Source organism: Streptomyces sp. NPDC001852, assembly GCF_042891825.1.
In the GTDB taxonomy this organism is placed as follows: Bacteria; Actinomycetota; Actinomycetes; order Streptomycetales; family Streptomycetaceae; genus Streptomyces.
In genome coordinates, this window is record NZ_JBIATN010000009.1 from 20126 (window position 1) to 38242 (window position 18117).

The following is an 18117-nucleotide window of genomic DNA, read 5'->3' on the forward strand; positions in this document are numbered from 1 at the left end:
GTGAACCGGCTTTCACAACCCGCCCGCCCGCCGAGCCGCCGCTATCCCGCCGAACCCGCAGAGCCGCTGGTGGAGGCCGTCTGCCGGAACAGCCATTCGGATTTCAGTTCCGCATATCCGGGCTTGACGACGTCATTGATCATGGCAAGCCGTTCATCGAAAGGAATGAACGCGGATTTCATTGCGTTGACCGAGAACCACTGCATGTCGTCGAGCGTGTAACCGAACGCCTCGACGAGGTGCTCGAATTCCTGGCTCATGCTGGTGTGCGACATCAGCCGGTTGTCGGTGTTCACGGTGGCCCGGAAGTGCAGCCGCCGCAGCAGCCCGATCGGGTGCTCGGCGTAGGAGGGCGCCGCCCCGGTCTGCAGGTTGGAGCTGGGGCACAGCTCCAGCGGGATCCGCTTGTCGCGGACGTAGGACGCCAGTCGGCCGAGCGCGACGGAGCCGTCCTCGTGGACCTCGATGTCGTCGATGATCCGCACGCCGTGCCCGAGCCGGTCGGCGCCGCACCACTGCAGCGCCTGCCAGATGGACGGCAGCCCGAAGGCCTCGCCGGCGTGGATGGTGAAGTGGTTGTTCTCGCGCTTGAGGTACTCGAAGGCGTCCAGGTGCCGGGTGGGCGGGTAGCCGGCCTCGGCGCCCGCGATGTCGAAGCCGACGACTCCGGAGTCCCGGTAGCGGTTGGCGAGTTCGGCGATCTCCAGGGAGCGGGCGGCATGCCGCATGGCGGTCAGCAGGGCGCCGACCCGGATGCGGTGGCCGTTCTCCCGGGCGAGCCGCTCGCCCTGCCGAAACCCCTCGTTGACGGCCTCGACCACCTCCTCCAGGGTCAGCCCGCCCTCCAGGTGCTGCTCGGGGGCGTAGCGCACCTCGGCGTAGACGACCCCGTCCTGCGCGAGGTCCTCGGCGCACTCGCGGGCGACCCGGACGAGCGCGTTGCGGGTCTGCATCACGCCGACGGTGTGCTTGAAGGTCTCCAGGTACCGTTCCAGCGAGCCGGAGTCGGCGGCCTCGCGGAACCAGATGCCCAGCTTGTCCGGATCGGCCTCGGGAAGCTCCGAGTAGCCGCCCTCCCGGGCGAGTTCGACGACGGTTCCGGGGCGGAGCCCGCCGTCGAGATGATCGTGCAGCAGAACCTTGGGTGCCCGGCGGATCTGGTCCGGCGTCGGAACGGCCCCACTTGGTGCAGTCTGGCTCGTCATTTCCGCACTGTAACGCCTACGCGCGTAGAGATCCTGCGAACGCGGCAGCTCTTCGGGGACGGTTTTCCGTCGATACGCAACGGTGACCGGCCGTACGGGTTTCGTACCCCGCCCCTTCTGACACTGTTCTGTCGTGACTCCACCCACGCGTAGCCGCGCGGGCTTCCTGTGTCGGTGGCTAGGCCGCCGCACAGAGGGCCAGCCCAGCCCTGTGAAGTATGTTCGAGGCGCCGACGTGGTCCGCGTTAGCGGTGAAACTGCACACCGTGCACTTGAACTCTGCTTGGGTGACGCGGTTCTCCTCAGCTACGTGGCCGCAGCCTCCAAGGCTGAGCGAGCACGTACGGGAGGTGTTACGAGGATCCACCGGGATCACCAGACGACCGGCACTCTCAGCCTTGTTCGCCAGGATTCCGAGGAACTGTCCCCAACCCGCATCGAGGATGCTGCGATTGAGCCCGGCCTTTTCGGCGGCACCGTTCGGCAGGAACGCGCCGTTGCTCTCAGGATCGGGTTTGGGGGCCGGGCTCTTGGTCATGCCCTTCGTGTTGAGCCGTTCGTGCCCGATCACATCGTGGTCGGTGATGAGCGCGCGGGCGGTCTCGTGGTGGAAGTCGAGTCGCTGCCGCCGGATCTTGGCGTGCAGCCTGGCGACCTTTCGGGCAGCGGCACGGTGCTTCTTGGTGCGCTGTCGGGTCCGCTTCGGGAACGTCGCAAGGTGCCGCTGCGCCTCGGCCAGTTCGTCGGCCATCGCGCCGAGGAAGTGCGGGTTGGCGACGTGCCCACCGTCCGACGTGGTCAGGAAATGCACGGTGCCCATGTCGACGCCGACGATCACACCCGTAGGCGGCAGCTCGTCGGCGGGCACGTTGTCGCACGCGAGGACCACGTACCAGCGGTTCCCCTCACGCTTCACCGAGATCGTCTTGACGTGGCCCTGCACGGGCCGGTGCTGGTGAACGCGGATGTGTCCGATGCCTTGCAGGCGGACGCGGGTCTGCTTGTTGTCAGGCGTGGAGTCCCAGCGGCAGCCGTCCCCGTCCTTTGGGAAGGTCACCGTGTCGAAGTGACCGGCGCCCTTGAAGCGCGGGTATCCGGGCTTCTCGCCGTTCTTGACCCGGCGGAAAAACGCCTGGAACGCCTTGTCCAGGCGGCGCAGAGTGGCTTGCTGCGAGGAGAACGACCAGCGGCCCTGACGCTCCGGGTCGAACACCCGGATCGCCTTGAGTTGGGCCGGCTGGTCGCCGTACCGCACGGATGTTTGCGACACGTGCCGGTAGGCGTCCCGACGCTCCTGAAGCGCGCCGTTGTACAGCGAACGGTGATCGGCCAGCATGTCGCGCAGGGCGACCGCCTGGCGGGTCGTGGGTCGCAGGAGGAACTTGTAGGCACGAATCATCGATCACGCTGCCTCTCGGCGCGCAGGCCCACAGCCAGAAGGACGCATGCGGCAGCATTGATCGAGATGCCGACGCGGTCGGCATACTCCTCGATCTGCCGCTTCAAGTCCGGGGGAACGCGAAGGTTCAGCGATTCCCGACGACCACCTCTAGCCACAACCAAAATGCTGCCACTTTGCGATATGCCGCATCCCTGCGCCCACAGGTGATGTCAGAGCAGTGTCGAGAAGCAACGCCCCCATCGGCCAAAGCCGGTGGTCCCCTTGCTAGGAGGATGGATGGGACAGCAAGCGACACCGGTCCGAACGGCCGGGCTGGGGAAGGCCGTCGGCCCGGTGCCGACGGCGGTGAGCGGAGTGGTGCTGTTGCTTCCCGGCGGGGAGGAGATCTCCGCCCGCAGGCCGTCCCCCGTGCGGGCGACGGTTGCGCTGCGCTCGCTGGCCCGCCGGCTCGCTCGCGCGGGACGCGAAGAGGGGCTGGCCGTCCACGCCGTCCACTACCGGTGCCGGGGCTGGAACGGCAGCGAGGCACATCTGGCCGTGGACGCCGAGTGGGCCGCCGACGAGGTCGTACGACGGTACGGGGACGTTCCCGTCTGCCTGGTCGGACTGGACATGGGCGGACGCGCGGCGCTGCGGGCCGGTGGCCACGAGGCCGTCAACTCCGTCGTGGCGCTCGCCCCTTGGCTGCCGGAGGACGACGTCGCCGCGCCTGCCGAGCCGGTGAAGCAGCTGGTGGGGCGGCGGGTGCTGATCGTGCACGGCACGAACGACGAGCGGACCGATCCCGAGCTGTCGTTCCGGTTCGCGGCGCGGGCGAAGAAGGTGAACCGGGAGGTGTGCCGGTTCGAGGTGCATTCCGACGGGCACCGGTTGCAGGGGCATCGGGACGAAGTGGCCTGGCTGGCCGTTGATTTCATGATGGGGGCGTTGTTCGGGCACTCCGTGTCCCGCCCGGTCGAGGACGCGCTTGCGGCTCCGCCGCCCATCGGGCTCCGGATGCCGCTGGCTGCGGGGTTCGGGAAGTCGCTGAGGCGGTAGCCGGGGCCGCCGTCCCTCACGTCGGCAGCAGGTTGCCCCTTCTCGAGAGCAGGAACTTCTTGAAGGCCGCCACCGGTGGGGTGTCCGGGCGGTCCGCCGACCACGCCACGCCGATCTCGCGGACCGCCCTCGGAGCCGTCACCGTCAGTTCCACGACCCCTGGCCTGGGCACGGTGGGCGGGGGCAGGAGGGCGACCCCCAGCCCGGCCGCCACCAGGCCCCGCAGGGTCTCCGCCTCCTCGCCCTCGAAGGCGACCCTCGGGCGGAAGCCGGCCTCGCGGCACAGGCCGTCGAAGATGCGGCGCAGACCGTAGCCGGGCTCCAGGGTGACGAAGGTTTCCTCGGCCGCCTCGGCAAGGCGGATGCGGCGACGGCCGGCCAGGCGGTGGTCGGCCGGGACGACCAGGCGGAGTTTCTGCTCGTCCAGGCGGCGGGCGACCAGGTCGGGGGCGTCCGGGACCGGGGAGGTCAGACAGAGGTCCAGCTCCCCCGCCCGCAGCCGCTCCAGCATCGCCTCGCCGTAGTTCTGCACCAGGCTGAAGCGGACGCGCGGGTGGTCCTCGCGGAAGGCGTGCAGGAGGCCGGGGACCGTCTCGGCGCCCATGGTGTGCAGGAAGCCGAAGGCGACCTTGCCGGTGGCCGGGTCGGCGTCGGCGCGTACCTCCTCGGCGGCCCGCTCGATCTCGGCGAGGGCGCGTTCCACGGAGGCGAGGAAGGTGCGGCCGGCGGGGGTGAGGGAGACCGTGCGGCCGTGCCGGGCGAACAGGTCGACGCCCAGGTCCTGCTCCAGGCGGGCCATCGCGCGGGAGAGGGTGGACTGGGGGACGTTCATCTCGTGGGCGGCGCGGGTGACGTGCTCCGTGCGGGCCACGCCGGCGAAGTACGCGAGGCGGGGAGCCAGCACCCTCGACAACTCGAACATGTCTTCTGTGTCACTGTTCGGTGACAGGCGAGGCTGTGAGCTCTGCTGATGCTGCATGGGAACGATTATGGCGATTCCATGCATTGGACGGATGAGACGGGCCGTCCATACGGTCGAGGCATGTCTCCCGCCAGTACCGGGGCGTCCACCGTCGTGGGCGCCGCAACGCCCGTCCCCGTCTCCGACACCACCGCCGCCGACTCCCGCATGACTCCGGGCGGCCCCGGCTACCGCCGGATGAGCCTCGCCCTCTTCCTCGCCGGAGTCGCGACCTTCGCCCTGCTGTACTCCACGCAGGCCCTGCTGCCGCTGATCTCCGGCGAGTTCGGGGTCGCGGCGAGCGAGGCGAGCTGGACCGTGGCGGCCGCGACCGGGGGACTCGCCCTGTTCGTTCTGCCGATGAGCGCCCTGTCCGAGCGCTTCGGCCGCCGTACGGTGATGACGGCCTCGCTGGCCGTCGCGGTGAGCGTGGGGCTGCTGGTGCCGTTCGCGCCGTCGCTGGGCGTGCTGGTGGTGCTGCGGGCGGTGCAGGGCGCGGCGCTGGCCGGTCTGCCGGCCTCGGCGCAGGCCTATCTGGCCGAGGAGGTCAGGCCCAAGGCTCTGGTCACGGCGATCGGCCTGTTCGTGGCGGGCAACAGCGTGGGCGGCATGAGCGGCCGGGTGATCACCGGCTGGGTGGCCCAGGAGTGGGGCTGGCGGGCGGCGGTCGGCGTGATCGGGGTGATCGCCGTCGGGTGCGCGATCGCCTTCCGGCTGCTGCTGCCCACGCCGAGGCACTTCACGGCGGGCTCGCTGCGGCCCCGCGTGCTGCTCGACACGGTCCGCGACCACCTCGCGAACCCGCTGCTGCGGCGGCTGTACGCGATCGGCGCGCTGTTCATGACCGTGTTCGGCGGCGTGTACACGGTGATCGGCTACCGGCTGACGGGTGCGCCGTTCGGACTGCCGCAGGGCATCATCGGCTCGATCTTCCTGGTCTACCTGGTGGGTACGGTGTCGGCGTCCACGGCGGGCCGGCTGGTGGGCCGGCTCGGCCGCCGGGGCGCGCTGTACCTGGCGGGCGGTACGACGGCGGCGGGCCTGCTGTTCTCGCTGGCCCCCTCCCTGCCGCTGGTCCTGCTGGGCCTGGTGCTGATCACGGCGGGCTTCTTCGCGGGGCACGCGGTCGCCTCCTCGGCGGTCAGCAAGACGGCCACGCGGGGCCGCGCCCAGGCCTCGGCCCTGTACCAGTCCATGTACTACGTCGGCTCCAGCGTCGGCAGCACGGTCGGCGCGACGGCCTTCCACGCGGACGGCTGGAGCGGCACGGTCGGCGTCGGCCTGCTCGCGGTGGTCGGCGTGGTGACGATCACCGTGCTCGGCACCAGGGCGGCCCGGGTCGCGGCCCGGCAGGAGTTGGTCGCGGCGCACTGACCCCTTGGCCGAAACCCCCTGCTCGGGGCCGGTTGTCAGTGGGCGCGGATGGCGTCCGCCGGACAACTGTCCGTCGATACAGGGGGTTTGCCGTATGGAGTTCCGGATCGCGCGCGGAGGACTGGCGGAGGCGGGGCGGCAGACGGGCGCCGGCATCTGCTCATGTCCGTGAAGCAACTGGTCTGAGCTGGGCCTTTTCGGACTCGGGGGGCCGTTGTCAGTGGCCTGCGGTAGCTTCCAAGTGCTGGGGCGCGATGGAGCGCTACAGGGACGGCCACAGGGGTGGGTGGACGATGGGCGACAGCACGGCGACGGCGGACCTCGACGTTGCACTGGAGAAGCACCGGACCGAGCTGACCGGGTACTGCTACCGCATGCTCGGCTCCTCCTTCGAGGCGGAGGACGCGGTGCAGGACACCCTGGTGCGGGCCTGGCGGAGCTACGACAAGTTCGAGGGCCGCTCCAGCCTGCGCTCGTGGCTGTACCGGATCGCGACGAACGTGTGCCTGGACATGCTGACGGCGGGCAACAAGCGGGCGAGGCCGATGGACCTGACGGAATCGACACCGCTCGCGCAGGTCGCGCTCTCCCCCCGCCCCGACCACACCTGGCTGGAGCCGGTGCCGGACGCGCGCGTGCTGCCGACGGTCGACGATCCGGCGGAGGCCGCCGTCGCGAAGGAGTCGATCCGGCTGGCCTTCATGGCGGCCCTCCAGCAGCTGCCGCCCAAGCAGCGGGCGGTGCTGATCCTGCGCGAGGTCCTGGCCTGGAAGGCGAGCGAGGTCGCCGAGTTGCTGGACACCTCCGTCGCCTCGGTCAACAGCGCGCTGCAGCGGGCGCGGGCCACGCTCGCGGAGCGCGCGGACGCGAGCCCCGAGGGCGCGGTGTCCGATCCGCTCGACGAGGAGCAGCAGAAACTCCTGGAGCGCTACGTCAAAGCCTTCGAGGGCTACGACATGACGGCGCTGACGGCGCTGCTGCACGAGGACGCCGTCATGACGATGCCGCCGTTCGACCTGTGGCTGCGCGGCCCGGCCGACATCACCGGTTTCATGACGACCCTCGGCGCCTCCTGCGCCGGTTCCCGGCTGCTGCCGGTCCAGGTCAACGGCCTGCCCGGGTTCGCGCACTACAAGCCGGACGAGGAGAAGGGCGGTTTCGGTCCCTGGGCCGTGCAGGTGCTGGAGCTGTCAGAGGGCCGGATCACCGGTTTCCACTGCTTCCTCGACACCAAGCGCTGGTTCCCGCTCTTCGGGCTGCCCCTCCACCTGGAAGCGGAGTCCGACGAGGTCGAGAAGGGCGGGTAGCGCGGGATCGGGGTCCCGCAGCCGGATCCGCCCGCCGGCCCGGCGGGCGGCCAGCTCCAGGCGCGCCAGCAGGTCCACGACGGCCAGGCCCGGCGGCCCGAGCCCGCCCACGTCGCACACGACGACACGGGCGCCACTGCCCGCCAGCAGCACCCGCACCCGGGCACACAGCCCCGCCACCTCGTCCCGGGTGACGGGGCCGCGCAGCACGAGCACGGCGGGTTCCTCTGCCTTCACGTGCGGTAGACCGGCGCGGCGGGCGGAACTCATCGGCCCACCGGCACGGGCTTGTTGAGTAGCCGCGCTGAGTACGAGCGCTCAGGTGTCGTCCGCGCGCCCGTCGCAGGATGCCGTCCATGAGACGAGGACCGCATTCCCAGGCGATATCCCCGGCCGCATCCCCGGCCGCCGTCGGGGCCCGACGCCGCTGGACGAGACGGACCCTGACGTGGGGGACCGTGGCCGTGACCCTGGCCGGGACGGCGGTGCTGAGCGTCGGGCTGGTCCGCATCGGGCAGCGGGTCTGGGAGGGCACGCCGTTCCCGGTCGCCGACCCCGCCGTCACGGCCCAGCGGCTCGACCGGCACACCTGGCAGGCGTACGACGCCCTCGACCTGCCGCAGGCGACGCTGGACACCGAGTGGGGCGGCGGGCGGGAGGCGGAAGCCTACGGGTGCGAGTACCGGGGTCTGAGCCATCTCGGGGACGAGTTGAGCGACTCTCCGCCGAATGTGCCCGGTGTGGTCTCCGTCAGCACCGAGTGGGCGCTGAAAGGGGTCACCGAGGACGCCGGACAGGCGGCGCTGCGCCGGGCTCGGGGTGCCTTGCGGCGGCAGGGCTGGCGGGTGACCACGTACACGAGCCTCGATCACTCCATCAGCCTCTCGGCGACCCCGCCGCACAGCGACGCGACGGTCCGTCTCGACACGTACCCGCGCGGCCGGCTCGCCGTCTCCGCCTCCGCGGGCTGCGTGCGCTGTCCCAAGGGCACCCCCGTCGACGCGACAGGGGATGTGACGCTCCCGCCCCAGCAACTGCCGGTGGGGCTGCGCGGCTGACGGCCCCCGGCACTCGTCGAAGATCACATTGACCGGCTCCCCTCCCGCCCCTGAGGGTGGGCCACGTGACGGGGGTGCTGAGCGGGTTCGTGGTGATCGCGGTCGTCATCGGGGTGGGGTACGTGCTCGGGCGGCGCGGAACGCTCGGGGCGCAGGGCGGCGAGGTGCTGACGCGGCTGGCCTTCACGGTGGCGGGCCCCTCGCTGCTCTTCACGACCCTGGCACGGGCCGACCTGTCGGTGCTCTTCTCGGCGCGGCTGCTGGTGACGGCCCTGAGCACGGCGGCGGTCTGCGGCGCGTTCACCGCGGTGGGCGTGGCACGCCGCTGGGGTGTGGGCCGTACGACCATCGGCGCCCTGTGCTCGGGTTACGTCAACTCGGGCAACCTCGGCATCCCGATCGCCGCGTACGTCCTGGGCGACGCGTCCCTGGTGGCGCCGGTACTGCTCTTCCAGGTGGTCCTGGTGACGCCGGTCGCGCTGACGATCCTGGACCTGTCCGGCATGGGCGAGAAGGGCACGGTGTGGCGGCGCCTGCTGACGCCGTTGCGGAATCCGATAGCGGTGGGGTCGCTGTCGGGGGTCGTGGTGTCGGCGGCGGGTTGGCGACTGCCCGGCCCGCTCATGAACCCCCTCACCCTCATCGGCAACATGTCCGTCCCGGCGGCCCTGCTGGTCTTCGGCCTGTCGCTGCACGGCAGTTCGGCCCCGGGGCGGGGGCGGGACCGTCAACCGGTCCTGCTGTCGGTGGCGTTGAAGTCGCTGGGCCAGCCGCTGGTGGCATGGGCGCTGGCAACGGTCCTCTTCGGCCTGCACGGCGGGCCGCTGCTGGACGTGGTGGTGACCTCGGCGCTCCCGGCCGCCCAGAACCTGTTCACCTACGCCGGCCGCTACCGGGTCGCCGAGTCGCTGGCCCGCGAGTCGATCCTGTTGTCGACGATCGTGTCGGTACCGGTGCTGGTGGCAGTGGCGGCGGCCTTGGGATGAGGGTGCACCTCGTCCACGGGCCCCTCCCTACGCCGAACGGGACCGGCGGCGCTCCGCCGGTCCCGTTCACCCGAAGGGGCCGTCGCGTCGGCGGCCTCCGGCCGCGGGCGCAGGTCAGGCGATGCGTTCCAGCACCACCGGCGACGGCGTGAAGTCGGTACCCGCCGCCGCGATGTCGTACGAGCCCTCCACCGCCTGCAGCGCGTACTCGAAGCGCTCCGGGGTGTCGGTGTGCAGCGTCAGCAGCGGCTGGCCCTCGGTCACCGTGTCGCCCGGCTTGGCGTGCATCTCGACGCCCGCGCCCGCCTGCACCGGGTCCTCCTTGCGCGCACGCCCCGCGCCCAGGCGCCAGGCGGCGACGCCGATGTCGTACGCGTCGAGGCGGGTGAGGACACCGGAGGACGGCGCCTTGATCACGTGCTGTTCCTTCGAGGTGGGCAGCGCCGCGTCCGGGTCGCCGCCCTGGGCCGCGATCATGCGGCGCCAGACGTCCATCGCGGAGCCGTCGGCCAGGGCCTTCGCCGGGTCGGCGTCCTTGACGCCGGCCGCGTCGAGCATCTCGCGGGCCAGGGCGATGGTCAGCTCGACCACGTCCGCCGGGCCGCCGCCCGCCAGGACCTCCACCGACTCGCGGACCTCCAGCGCGTTGCCCGCCGTCAGGCCCAGCGGAGTCGACATGTCCGTCAGGAGGGCCACCGTCTTCACACCGTGGTCGGTGCCCAGGCCGACCATCGTGGTCGCCAGTTCGCGGGCGTCGTCGAGCGTCTTCATGAAGGCACCGCTGCCCACCTTCACGTCCAGGACCAGCGAGCCCGTGCCCTCGGCGATCTTCTTCGACATGATGGAGGAGGCGATCAGCGGGATCGCCTCGACCGTGCCGGTCACGTCGCGCAGCGCGTACAGCTTCTTGTCCGCCGGGGCCAGGCCGTCGCCCGCCGCGCAGATCACCGCACCCGTGGTGTCCAGGACGTGCAGCATCTCCTCGTTGGAGAGCAGGGCCCGCCAGCCGGGGATCGACTCCAGCTTGTCCAGCGTGCCGCCGGTGTGGCCGAGGCCCCGGCCCGAGAGCTGGGGGACGGCTGCTCCGCACGCGGCCACGAGCGGGGCCAGCGGCAGGGTGATCTTGTCGCCGACGCCGCCGGTCGAGTGCTTGTCGGCCGTCGGGCGGGACAGGGCCGAGAAGTCCATGCGCTCGCCGGAGGCGATCATGGCCGCCGTCCAGCGGGCGATCTCACGGCGGTTCATGCCGTTGAGCAGGATCGCCATGGCGAGCGCGGACATCTGCTCGTCGGCGACCTCGCCGCGGGTGTACGCGTCGATGACCCAGTCGATCTGCTCGTCGGTCAGCTCGCCGCGGTCCCGCTTGGTGCGGATCACGGAGATGGCGTCCATGGCCATGGCGGGTGTGGTTCCTTCCGGGAGGTGCGAAGTGTGCGGCCCCCCTGCGAGCGGGGCAGGGGGGCCGCACGGGACTTACGAGGAGAGATGCCCGGGGCCGAAGGCCTGGGGCAGCATCTCGGACAGCGTCAGGACGCCCGCGGGGGTGTCCAGGAGGAGGTCCGGGCCGCCGAACTCGTACAGCAGCTGGCGGCAGCGGCCGCACGGGACCAGCAGGCCGCCGGTGCCGTCGACGCAGGTGAAGTGCGTCAGGCGGCCGCCGCCCGTGCGCTGCAGGTCGGACACCAGGCCGCACTCGGCGCACAGGCCGATGCCGTAGGAGGCGTTCTCCACGTTGCAGCCGGTGACCGTGCGGCCGTCGTCGACCCGGGCCGCCACGCCGACCGGGAAGCCGGAGTAGGGGGCGTACGCGTGGCTCATCGCCTCGCGCGCCACCTCTCGCAGCGCCTCCCAGTCGAACCCGGCGGTTTCCTCGGTCACTTGCCCTGACCCTTCCGGTAGCGCATGCCGTCGGCCTTCGGCATCCGCAGGCGCTGCGCCGACAGCGACAGCACCAGCAGGGTGACGACGTACGGCGTGGCGCCCACGAAGTCGCTCGGGACCTCGTCGGTGACCAGGTACCAGAGCAGGACCAGCGCGCCCACCAGGAGGCTGACCCCGCCCTGCCACAGGGCCTTGCGGTACAGCTTCCAGCCTGCCAGGGCGACGAGCAGGACGACCAGCAGGAGCAGCAGCGCGTGGACGGTCGGGCCGCCGTTGCGCAGCTGGAGGGCGTCGGAGTAGCCGAACAGGCCCGCGCCCATCGCGAGGCCGCCCGGACGCCAGTTGCCGAAGATCATGGCCGCGAGGCCGATGTAACCGCGGCCACCGGTCTGGCCCTCGAGGTAGGTGTGCGAGGTGACCAGCGCGAGGAAGGCGCCGCCGAGGCCGGCGAGGCCACCGGAGACGGCCACGGCCGCGTACTTGTACTTGTAGACGTTGACACCGAGGGACTCGGCGGCGGTCGGGTTCTCGCCGCAGGAGCGCAGCCGCAGACCGAACGGGGTGCGCCACAGCAGCCACCAGCTGCCGACGAACAGCACCGCGGCCAGGATCGTGATCACGGACAGGTTGGTGATCAGACCGCCGAGGATGCCGGCGAGGTCGGAGATCAGGAACCAGTGGTGGCTCTCCAGCGACTGCAGACCGTCGGAGAGGCCGGGCACGGTGACCTGCGGCAGCGAGTCCACCGGCGGGGACTGCTTGGGGTTGCCGCCCGCGTTGGCCGCGCTGCCGCCCGCGAAGAACAGCTTGGCGAGGTACTGGGTGGCACCCAGCGCGAGCAGGTTGATCGCGACACCGGAGACGATGTGGTCGACGCCGAAGGTGACGGTGGCGACGGCGTGCAGCAGGCCGCCGAGGACGCCGAAGCCGATGCCGCACAGCAGGCCCAGCCAGGGGCTGGACTGCCAGCCGACCCAGCCGGCGCCGAAGGTGCCGAGGATCATCATGCCCTCGAGGCCGATGTTGACCACACCGGACCGCTCGGACCACAGACCCGCGAGGCCTGCGAGGCCGATCGGCACGGCGAGGCCGAGCGCGGCGCTGACCTGCCCGGCGGAGTCGAGCTGGTTGGAGCCGGTGATCACGCGGACCGCGGCCAGGAGCAGCAGCGCACCCGCGACGAGCAGGAGGATCTGGCCGAAGGAGCGGCCGGAGCGCTGCGGCGCGCCCGCCGCCTTGGGCGCCGCGGGCGGCGGCGCGTCGGTCATCGTGGCAGTCATCACGCCACCTCCTGCTTCTTCGTCGGGGCGGCGGCCTGCGCGGCGAGTTCGGCGCCGACCTTCTGCTGCTGGCGCTTGAGGCCGTAGCGGCGGACGACCTCGTAGGCGATCACGACGCACAGGACGATGACGCCCTGGATGACGCCGAGGATCTCCTTGTCGTAGCCCTGGAACTCCAGGTGGTTGGTGGTGCGCTCCAGGAAGCCCCAGAGCAGGGCGCCGAGCGCGATGCCGATCGGGTGGTTGCGGCCGAGCAGCGCGATGGCGATACCGGTGAAGCCGATGCCGACCGGGAAGTCGTTGCTGTAGGCGTAGGAGTCGTTGAGCAGCGTCGGCATGCCGATCAGACCGGCCACCGCACCCGAGATGATCATGCTGGTGGCGATCATCTTCTTCACCGACACACCGCTCGCGGAGGCCGCGCTCTCGGACTGGCCGACGGTGCGCAGGTCGAAGCCGAAGCGGGTGCGGCCGAGCACGAACCAGTACGCGACGCCGACGGCCGCGGCGATGAAGATGAAGCCCCACAGCTCACCGGCCGGGCCGGTGTTGATGCTGAAGAAGTACGAGGACGACGGCAGTGGCTTGGTGGAGACGACGGTGCCGCCCTGTTCGAGCTGGGCCAGCTTCCCCGGCTGCAGCAGGTAGGCGATGATCGCGGTGGCGATCGAGTTCAGCATGATGGTCGAGATGACCTCGCTGACGCCCCGGGTCACCTTGAGGATGCCCGCGATGGCCGCCCACAGGGCACCGGTCGCCATCGCGCAGATCAGGATCAGCGGGATGGCGATCCAGCCGGGCACGGTCAGCGCGCCGCCGAGGACGGCGGCGAAGAACGCGGCGAGCCGGTACTGGCCGTCGACACCGATGTTGAACAGGTTCATCCGGAAGCCGATGGCGACGGAGACACCCGCGAGGTAGTACGTCGTCGCCTTGTTCAGGATGTAGACCTGGCTGTCGCTGGCGAAGCCGTAGGTCACCATGTCGCTGAAGGCGTCGCCGGGGTTCTTGCCGGTCGCGAGGATCACCAGGGCGGTGACGACGAGCGCGGCGACGACCGCCAGCACCGGCGCGGCGATGCCGAGGAGCAGCCGCTCCTTGTCGATCCGTGAGGTCAGCTTGTTCATCGCTCGTCGTCCTCTGTGTGCTCCAGGTGGCCGGTGGCCGCACCCGTCATGGCGGAGCCCAGCTCTTCGGGGGTGATGGTGGCGGGGTCGGCGTCGGCGACCAGGCGGCCGCGGTACATCACCCGCAGGGTGTCGGAGAGCCCGATCAGCTCGTCCAGGTCCGCGGAGATCAGCAGCACGGCCAGGCCCTCGCGGCGGGCCTCACGGATGTAGTCCCAGATCGCGGCCTGCGCGCCGACGTCCACACCGCGGGTGGGGTGGGCGGCGATGAGCAGCTTGGGGTTGTGGCTCATCTCCCGGCCGACGATCAGCTTCTGCTGGTTGCCGCCGGACAGCGAGGCCGCGGTGACGTCGATACCGGGGGTGCGGACGTCGTACGCCTGCACGATCCGCTCGGTGTCGGTGCGGGCGGCCTTGATGTCGAGCAGCTGGCCGCGGGAGTTGGGCTTCTCGGTGACGTGGCCGAGGATGCGGTTCTCCCACAGCGGGGCTTCCAGCAGCAGGCCGTGGCGGTGGCGGTCCTCGGGGATGTAGCCGATGCCGGCCTCGCGGCGGTCGCGGGTGGGGGTGCGGGAGATGTCGGTGCCGTCGAGGGTGACGACACCGGCGTCCGGGTGGCGCATGCCCATGATCGCCTCGACCAGTTCGGACTGGCCGTTGCCCTCCACTCCGGCGATGCCCAGGACCTCGCCCTTGTGGATGGTGAAGGAGATCTGGTCCAGGATGATCCGCTCGATGCCCTCGAGGTCGGTCTGCGCGAGGTGCAGCCCCTCCACCTTCAGCATCGGTACGTCCGTGACGGTGGACTCCGCGGTCTCCGGGGTGGGCAGCTCGGCACCGACCATCAGCTCGGCGAGCTGCTTGGGGGTGGTGCCCTCGGGTGAGACCGTGCCCACCGTCGTGCCGCGCCGGATGACGGTGATCTCGTCGGCGACCGACAGCACCTCGCCCAGCTTGTGGGAGATGAAGATGACGGTGAGGCCCTCGGACTTCAGCTCGCGCAGGTTGTCGAAGAGCGCTTCGACCTCCTGCGGCACGAGTACGGCCGTCGGCTCGTCCAGGATGAGGGTCTTGGCGCCGCGGTAGAGGACCTTGAGGATCTCCACGCGCTGGCGGTCGGCGACGCCCAGCTCCTCGACCAGCACGTCCGGGCGGACGTTCAGGCTGTAGGCGTCCGAGATCTCCTTGATCCTGGCCCGGGCCTTGCCGCCGATGCCGTACAGCTTCTCGGCGCCGAGGACGACGTTCTCCAGCACGGTGAGGTTGTCGGCGAGCATGAAGTGCTGGTGCACCATGCCGATGCCGCGGGCGATGGCGTCGCCGGGGTTGTGGAAGGTGACCTGCTCGCCGTTGACCGTGATGGTGCCCTCGTCCGGCTGCTGCATGCCGTAGAGGATCTTCATCAGGGTGGACTTGCCGGCGCCGTTCTCACCGCACAGGGCGTGGACGGTGCCCGCACGGACCGTGATGTCGATGTCGCGGTTGGCGACGACGCCGGGGAAACGCTTGGTGATGCCGCGCAGTTCGACGGCAGCGGGAGGGCTGGACGCGTTGATGGCGCACTCTCCTCGGGGAAAGGGGCTGCGTAGGGGAGGGCTTGGGCGTCGGCGACGCTAGCGCGGCAACTCCACGCTACACGCGTAGAGTTGACACATTGTTATGGCTCGGCGGGGGGCTCCGGAGGGCGCCCCCGCGCCGAGCCTCAGGTTCCGCGGTGCGGCCGGACCGCCGCATCGGCGGTCCGGCCGTACCGGACGGGTCACGGGGTGGTCTTGACCTTGATCTGGCCGGAGACGATCTTCTGCTTCGCGGCGTCCAGCTTGGGCTGGATGTCGTTGATGAAGCCACCGCTGGTGGCCAGCGAGACACCGTTCTTGGCGAGGGAGTAGGCGTTGAGGCCGGCCAGCGGCTTGCCGTCGTGCACGGACTTGATGAAGTCGTACACACCGACGTCGACGTTCTTGACCATGGAGGTCAGGATCGAGTTCTTGTACTTGGCCAGACCCGGGATGTTGTACTGGTCCGAGTCCACGCCGATGGCCCAGGCACCCTTGGTGCCGCTGACGGCCTCGATGGCACCGTTGCCGGAGGAGCCGGCCGCCGAGTAGATCACGTCGGCGCCGTTGTCCAGCATGCCCTGCGCGGCCGCCTTGCCCTTGTCGGGGCTGGCGAAGCCGGAGAAGTCCGAGCCGTGGCTCAGGTACTGGGTGTCGACCTTGATCTTCGGGTTGGTGTCGTGCACACCCTGGACGTAACCCGCCTCGAACTTCTTGATCAGCGGGACGTCGACACCGCCGATGAAGCCGACGTGGTCCTTCTTGGTCTTCAGTGCCGCGGCGACACCGGCCAGGTAGGAGCCCTGCTCCTCGGTGAACGTGATGCTGTCGACGTTGCTCGCGTTCACGACCGAGTCGACGATGCCGAAGTTGGTCTTCGGGAACTGCTTGGCGATCTTGGTCACGGCCGGCGCGTAGGAGAAACCGACGGCGACGATCGGGTTGTACCCCGCCTGCGCCAGGTCCGACAGCCGCTGCTCGCGGTCGGCCTCGGTGTCGGAGGTCTTGGCGGTCAGCTCCTTGATGGAACCGCCGAACTCCTTCGCGGCCTTGTCGGAACCGCGCGCGGCGGAGTCGTTGAAGGAACGGTCACCACGGCCGCCGACGTCGTAGGCGAGGCCGATCTTGATGCCGCCCTTGGCGCCGCCCGAGGACGAGGGGCTGGCGTTGTTGTCGGAGGACGTGCTGCCACACGCGGTGGCAGTCAGTGCGAGGGCTGCGGTGGCGGCACACGCAGCGGAAAGCTTGGCTACCCGGCGCACGGGAAGGCTCCTTCACCTGACCTGAGCGCCGATTCGGCGCTTGATGTGAGCACCTTGCCAGTGCTCGAGCCGAAACGCTCCGGCGGCGTCGGCTTCGCGGCATCGTAACGCGCGTAGATGTCGCAAAAAACCCCCTCTCGAAGCCGTTATCGATTCGAGGCAAACAGCATCTGAACTTGGATCTCGGGGGCTTGCACGGCCGTGTTGCACAGCGTGCACGAATGGCTTACGAGTGTGTTGCGCCGGTCAGGGGAACGGCCCCCGATGCGCCGGTCGCACGCCCCGAAGGGGGCCCCAAGCCCCCGGGATCACGCCTCGAAGGGCGCCCCGAGGGCCCGCACGCTCAGCCCTGTACGCCGTTCGGCTCCAGGAAGGCGGCCGCCGTGAACATCTCCACGCCGACCGTGATCGCGTGCTCGTCGGCGTCGAAGTCGCCCTGGTGGAGATCGCGTACGGTGCGCTCGCCGGGACGGCGGACACCGAGCCGGGCCATGGCGCCCGGGACGTGCTCCTGGTACCAGGAGAAGTCCTCGCCGCCGAGGCTCTGCTCGGTACTCTCGACGGAGTCCCGGCCGCGGCGCGCCGCCATCGCCCGGCGCAGCAGATCGGTGGACTCCCGGTCGTTGACGACGGGCGGCACCCCGCGCACGTAGGTGATCTCGGACTTGGCGCGGTGCAGGGTGGCGACCTCGTCGATGGCCGCGTGCACGATGTCGGGGGCCTGCCGCCAGGCATCCAGGTCCAGGCAGCGCACGGTCCCGGACAGCTCGGCGTGCTGCGGGATCACGTTCGGGGCGTGCCCCGTCTCGATCCGGCCCCAGGTCAGCGCCAGCCCGGCCCGGGTGTCGACGCGGCGGGCGATCAGCGCGGGCACGTCCACGGCGACGCGCGCGGCGGCGGTGACCAGGTCCGTGGTCAGATGCGGCCGGGCGGTGTGCCCGCCGGGCCCGTCCAGGGCGATGTCCAGCCGGTCGCAGGCGCTGGTGATCGCGCCGTGCCGCAGCCCGATCTTCCCGGCGTCGACGCGGGGGTCGCAGTGCACGGCGAGGATCCGCTCGACTCCCTTCAGCGCGCCGTCCTCGATGGCGTCCAGCGCGCCGCCGGGCAGCACCTCCTCGGCGGGCTGGAAGATCAGCCGCACCGGCCGGGGCAGCAGGCCCTTGGTGTGCAGGTCGGCGAGGACCAGGCCCGTTCCCAGCACGACGGTCGTATGCACGTCATGGCCGCAGGCATGCGCCCGATCGGGCACGGTCGACCGGTACGGGCAGTCGTTCTTGGTGTCCGGGATGGGCAGGGCGTCGATGTCCGCGCGCAGGGCCAGCAGCGGCATGGCCGGCCGTTCACCCTCCGCGAGGCCGATGTCACACACGAGTCCGGTCCCCTTGGCGAGCACCCGGGGCCGAAGCCCGGCCAGCTCCAGCCGCTCCTTGATCGCCGCGGTCGTACGGAACTCCTGATTGCCCAGCTCAGGGTGCATGTGCAAGTCGCGACGGAAGGCGACGAGTTCGGCGTGCAGGGCTTCGCTCAGCGCGCCGGGGAGCACATCCCCCGCGAGGCCGGCCTCGGACTCTAGGGACATCAATTGCTTCACCCTCTGAAGGGTAGGACGCCCGGCTGGTCAACTACCCCTCGATCAACAAAACTTCAGCCCGTTAGGGGAAGAAAATCTGACCGGCGGAC

Annotated in this window: 16 protein-coding genes; 5 read left to right on the forward strand and 11 right to left on the reverse strand. The window is 70.6% G+C overall.

Annotated elements, in window-relative coordinates:
- Nucleotides 1–41: 41 nt before the first annotated feature.
- Nucleotides 42–1205 (reverse strand): adenosine deaminase, encoded by a 1164-nt coding sequence (locus ACFYZB_RS17130; RefSeq protein ID WP_388759108.1) that lies wholly within the window; start codon nt 1203–1205, stop codon nt 42–44.
- Between the two features lie 178 nt (nt 1206–1383).
- A complete protein-coding gene (locus ACFYZB_RS17135; RefSeq protein WP_388759110.1) occupies nt 1384–2604 on the reverse strand; it encodes an RNA-guided endonuclease InsQ/TnpB family protein in 1221 nt (406 codons plus the stop codon).
- A 279-nt stretch (nt 2605–2883) separates the two neighbouring features.
- On the opposite strand from ACFYZB_RS17135, the gene ACFYZB_RS17140 reads away from it, so the two are divergent.
- The gene (locus ACFYZB_RS17140) at nt 2884–3645 is read left to right on the forward strand and encodes an alpha/beta hydrolase (RefSeq protein ID WP_388759112.1); all 762 of its coding nucleotides are present in this window, start codon (nt 2884–2886) and stop codon (nt 3643–3645) included.
- Between the two features lie 16 nt (nt 3646–3661).
- On the opposite strand, the gene ACFYZB_RS17145 is transcribed toward ACFYZB_RS17140, so the two are convergent.
- Entirely contained in the window at nt 3662–4624 is a 963-nt protein-coding gene (locus ACFYZB_RS17145) for a LysR family transcriptional regulator (RefSeq protein ID WP_388759114.1), read from the reverse strand.
- Nucleotides 4625–4687: 63 nt separating this feature from the next.
- Between ACFYZB_RS17145 and ACFYZB_RS17150 the strand changes: the two genes are divergently transcribed.
- Both ACFYZB_RS17150 and ACFYZB_RS17155 read left to right on the forward strand, forming a co-directional pair.
- Nucleotides 4688–5980, forward strand: a complete 1293-nt coding sequence (locus tag ACFYZB_RS17150) for an MFS transporter (RefSeq protein ID WP_388759116.1) — start codon at nt 4688–4690, stop codon at nt 5978–5980.
- A 293-nt stretch (nt 5981–6273) separates the two neighbouring features.
- Nucleotides 6274–7287 (forward strand): sigma-70 family RNA polymerase sigma factor, encoded by a 1014-nt coding sequence (locus ACFYZB_RS17155; RefSeq protein ID WP_388759118.1) that lies wholly within the window; start codon nt 6274–6276, stop codon nt 7285–7287.
- Here the strand turns inward: ACFYZB_RS17155 and ACFYZB_RS17160 are convergent.
- Nucleotides 7171–7557 (reverse strand): STAS domain-containing protein, encoded by a 387-nt coding sequence (locus ACFYZB_RS17160; protein WP_388759120.1) that lies wholly within the window; start codon nt 7555–7557, stop codon nt 7171–7173. The genes ACFYZB_RS17155 and ACFYZB_RS17160 overlap by 117 nt on opposite strands.
- 188 nt (nt 7558–7745) lie before the next feature.
- On the opposite strand from ACFYZB_RS17160, the gene ACFYZB_RS17165 reads away from it, so the two are divergent.
- Together ACFYZB_RS17165 and ACFYZB_RS17170 are read left to right on the forward strand one after the other, a co-directional pair.
- Complete coding sequence (locus ACFYZB_RS17165; protein WP_388759122.1) at nt 7746–8345, forward strand: hypothetical protein; 600 nt, start codon at nt 7746–7748, stop codon at nt 8343–8345.
- 65 nt (nt 8346–8410) lie between these two features.
- A complete protein-coding gene (locus ACFYZB_RS17170) occupies nt 8411–9331 on the forward strand; it encodes an AEC family transporter (protein ID WP_388759124.1) in 921 nt (306 codons plus the stop codon).
- 114 nt (nt 9332–9445) lie between these two features.
- Here ACFYZB_RS17170 and ACFYZB_RS17175 read toward each other — a convergent pair whose 3' ends face one another.
- The 7 genes from ACFYZB_RS17175 to ACFYZB_RS17205 all read right to left on the reverse strand — a co-directional run bounded on the left by ACFYZB_RS17175 (nt 9446) and on the right by ACFYZB_RS17205 (nt 18016).
- Nucleotides 9446–10729 (reverse strand): thymidine phosphorylase, encoded by a 1284-nt coding sequence (locus ACFYZB_RS17175; RefSeq protein ID WP_351209216.1) that lies wholly within the window; start codon nt 10727–10729, stop codon nt 9446–9448.
- A gap of 75 nt (nt 10730–10804) precedes the next feature.
- Nucleotides 10805–11209 (reverse strand): cytidine deaminase, encoded by a 405-nt coding sequence (locus ACFYZB_RS17180; protein ID WP_388759126.1) that lies wholly within the window; start codon nt 11207–11209, stop codon nt 10805–10807.
- The gene (locus tag ACFYZB_RS17185; protein ID WP_388759128.1) at nt 11206–12492 is read right to left on the reverse strand and encodes an ABC transporter permease; all 1287 of its coding nucleotides are present in this window, start codon (nt 12490–12492) and stop codon (nt 11206–11208) included. Before ACFYZB_RS17185 ends, ACFYZB_RS17180 begins: the two co-directional genes overlap by 4 nt.
- Nucleotides 12492–13619 (reverse strand): ABC transporter permease, encoded by a 1128-nt coding sequence (locus tag ACFYZB_RS17190; RefSeq protein ID WP_388759130.1) that lies wholly within the window; start codon nt 13617–13619, stop codon nt 12492–12494. Before ACFYZB_RS17190 ends, ACFYZB_RS17185 begins: the two co-directional genes overlap by 1 nt.
- A complete protein-coding gene (locus tag ACFYZB_RS17195; RefSeq protein WP_388759489.1) occupies nt 13616–15142 on the reverse strand; it encodes an ABC transporter ATP-binding protein in 1527 nt (508 codons plus the stop codon). Before ACFYZB_RS17195 ends, ACFYZB_RS17190 begins: the two co-directional genes overlap by 4 nt.
- A 236-nt stretch (nt 15143–15378) precedes the next feature.
- Nucleotides 15379–16437 carry a BMP family protein gene (locus tag ACFYZB_RS17200; RefSeq protein WP_388759132.1) on the reverse strand — a complete coding sequence of 353 codons (1059 nt, stop codon included), beginning with the start codon at nt 16435–16437 and terminating at the stop codon, nt 15379–15381.
- A gap of 343 nt (nt 16438–16780) precedes the next feature.
- Nucleotides 16781–18016 (reverse strand): amidohydrolase, encoded by a 1236-nt coding sequence (locus tag ACFYZB_RS17205; RefSeq protein WP_388759134.1) that lies wholly within the window; start codon nt 18014–18016, stop codon nt 16781–16783.
- Between the last annotated feature and the right edge of the window lie 101 nt (nt 18017–18117).

Bases quoted from the DNA above. Each gene is read 5' to 3' on its own strand.
- ACFYZB_RS17190 (WP_388759130.1), bottom strand. From the start codon at position 13,619: ATGAACAAGCTGACCTCACGGATCGACAAGGAGCGGCTGCTCCTCGGC.
- ACFYZB_RS17205 (WP_388759134.1), bottom strand. From the start codon at position 18,016: ATGTCCCTAGAGTCCGAGGCCGGCCTCGCGGGGGATGTGCTCCCCGGC.
- ACFYZB_RS17135 (WP_388759110.1), bottom strand. From the start codon at position 2,604: ATGATTCGTGCCTACAAGTTCCTCCTGCGACCCACGACCCGCCAGGCG.
- ACFYZB_RS17150 (WP_388759116.1), top strand. From the start codon at position 4,688: ATGTCTCCCGCCAGTACCGGGGCGTCCACCGTCGTGGGCGCCGCAACG.
- ACFYZB_RS17175 (WP_351209216.1), bottom strand. From the start codon at position 10,729: ATGGCCATGGACGCCATCTCCGTGATCCGCACCAAGCGGGACCGCGGC.
- ACFYZB_RS17130 (WP_388759108.1), bottom strand. From the start codon at position 1,205: ATGACGAGCCAGACTGCACCAAGTGGGGCCGTTCCGACGCCGGACCAG.
- ACFYZB_RS17155 (WP_388759118.1), top strand. From the start codon at position 6,274: ATGGGCGACAGCACGGCGACGGCGGACCTCGACGTTGCACTGGAGAAG.
- ACFYZB_RS17185 (WP_388759128.1), bottom strand. From the start codon at position 12,492: ATGACTGCCACGATGACCGACGCGCCGCCGCCCGCGGCGCCCAAGGCG.
- ACFYZB_RS17145 (WP_388759114.1), bottom strand. From the start codon at position 4,624: ATGCAGCATCAGCAGAGCTCACAGCCTCGCCTGTCACCGAACAGTGAC.
- ACFYZB_RS17140 (WP_388759112.1), top strand. From the start codon at position 2,884: ATGGGACAGCAAGCGACACCGGTCCGAACGGCCGGGCTGGGGAAGGCC.
- ACFYZB_RS17160 (WP_388759120.1), bottom strand. From the start codon at position 7,557: ATGAGTTCCGCCCGCCGCGCCGGTCTACCGCACGTGAAGGCAGAGGAA.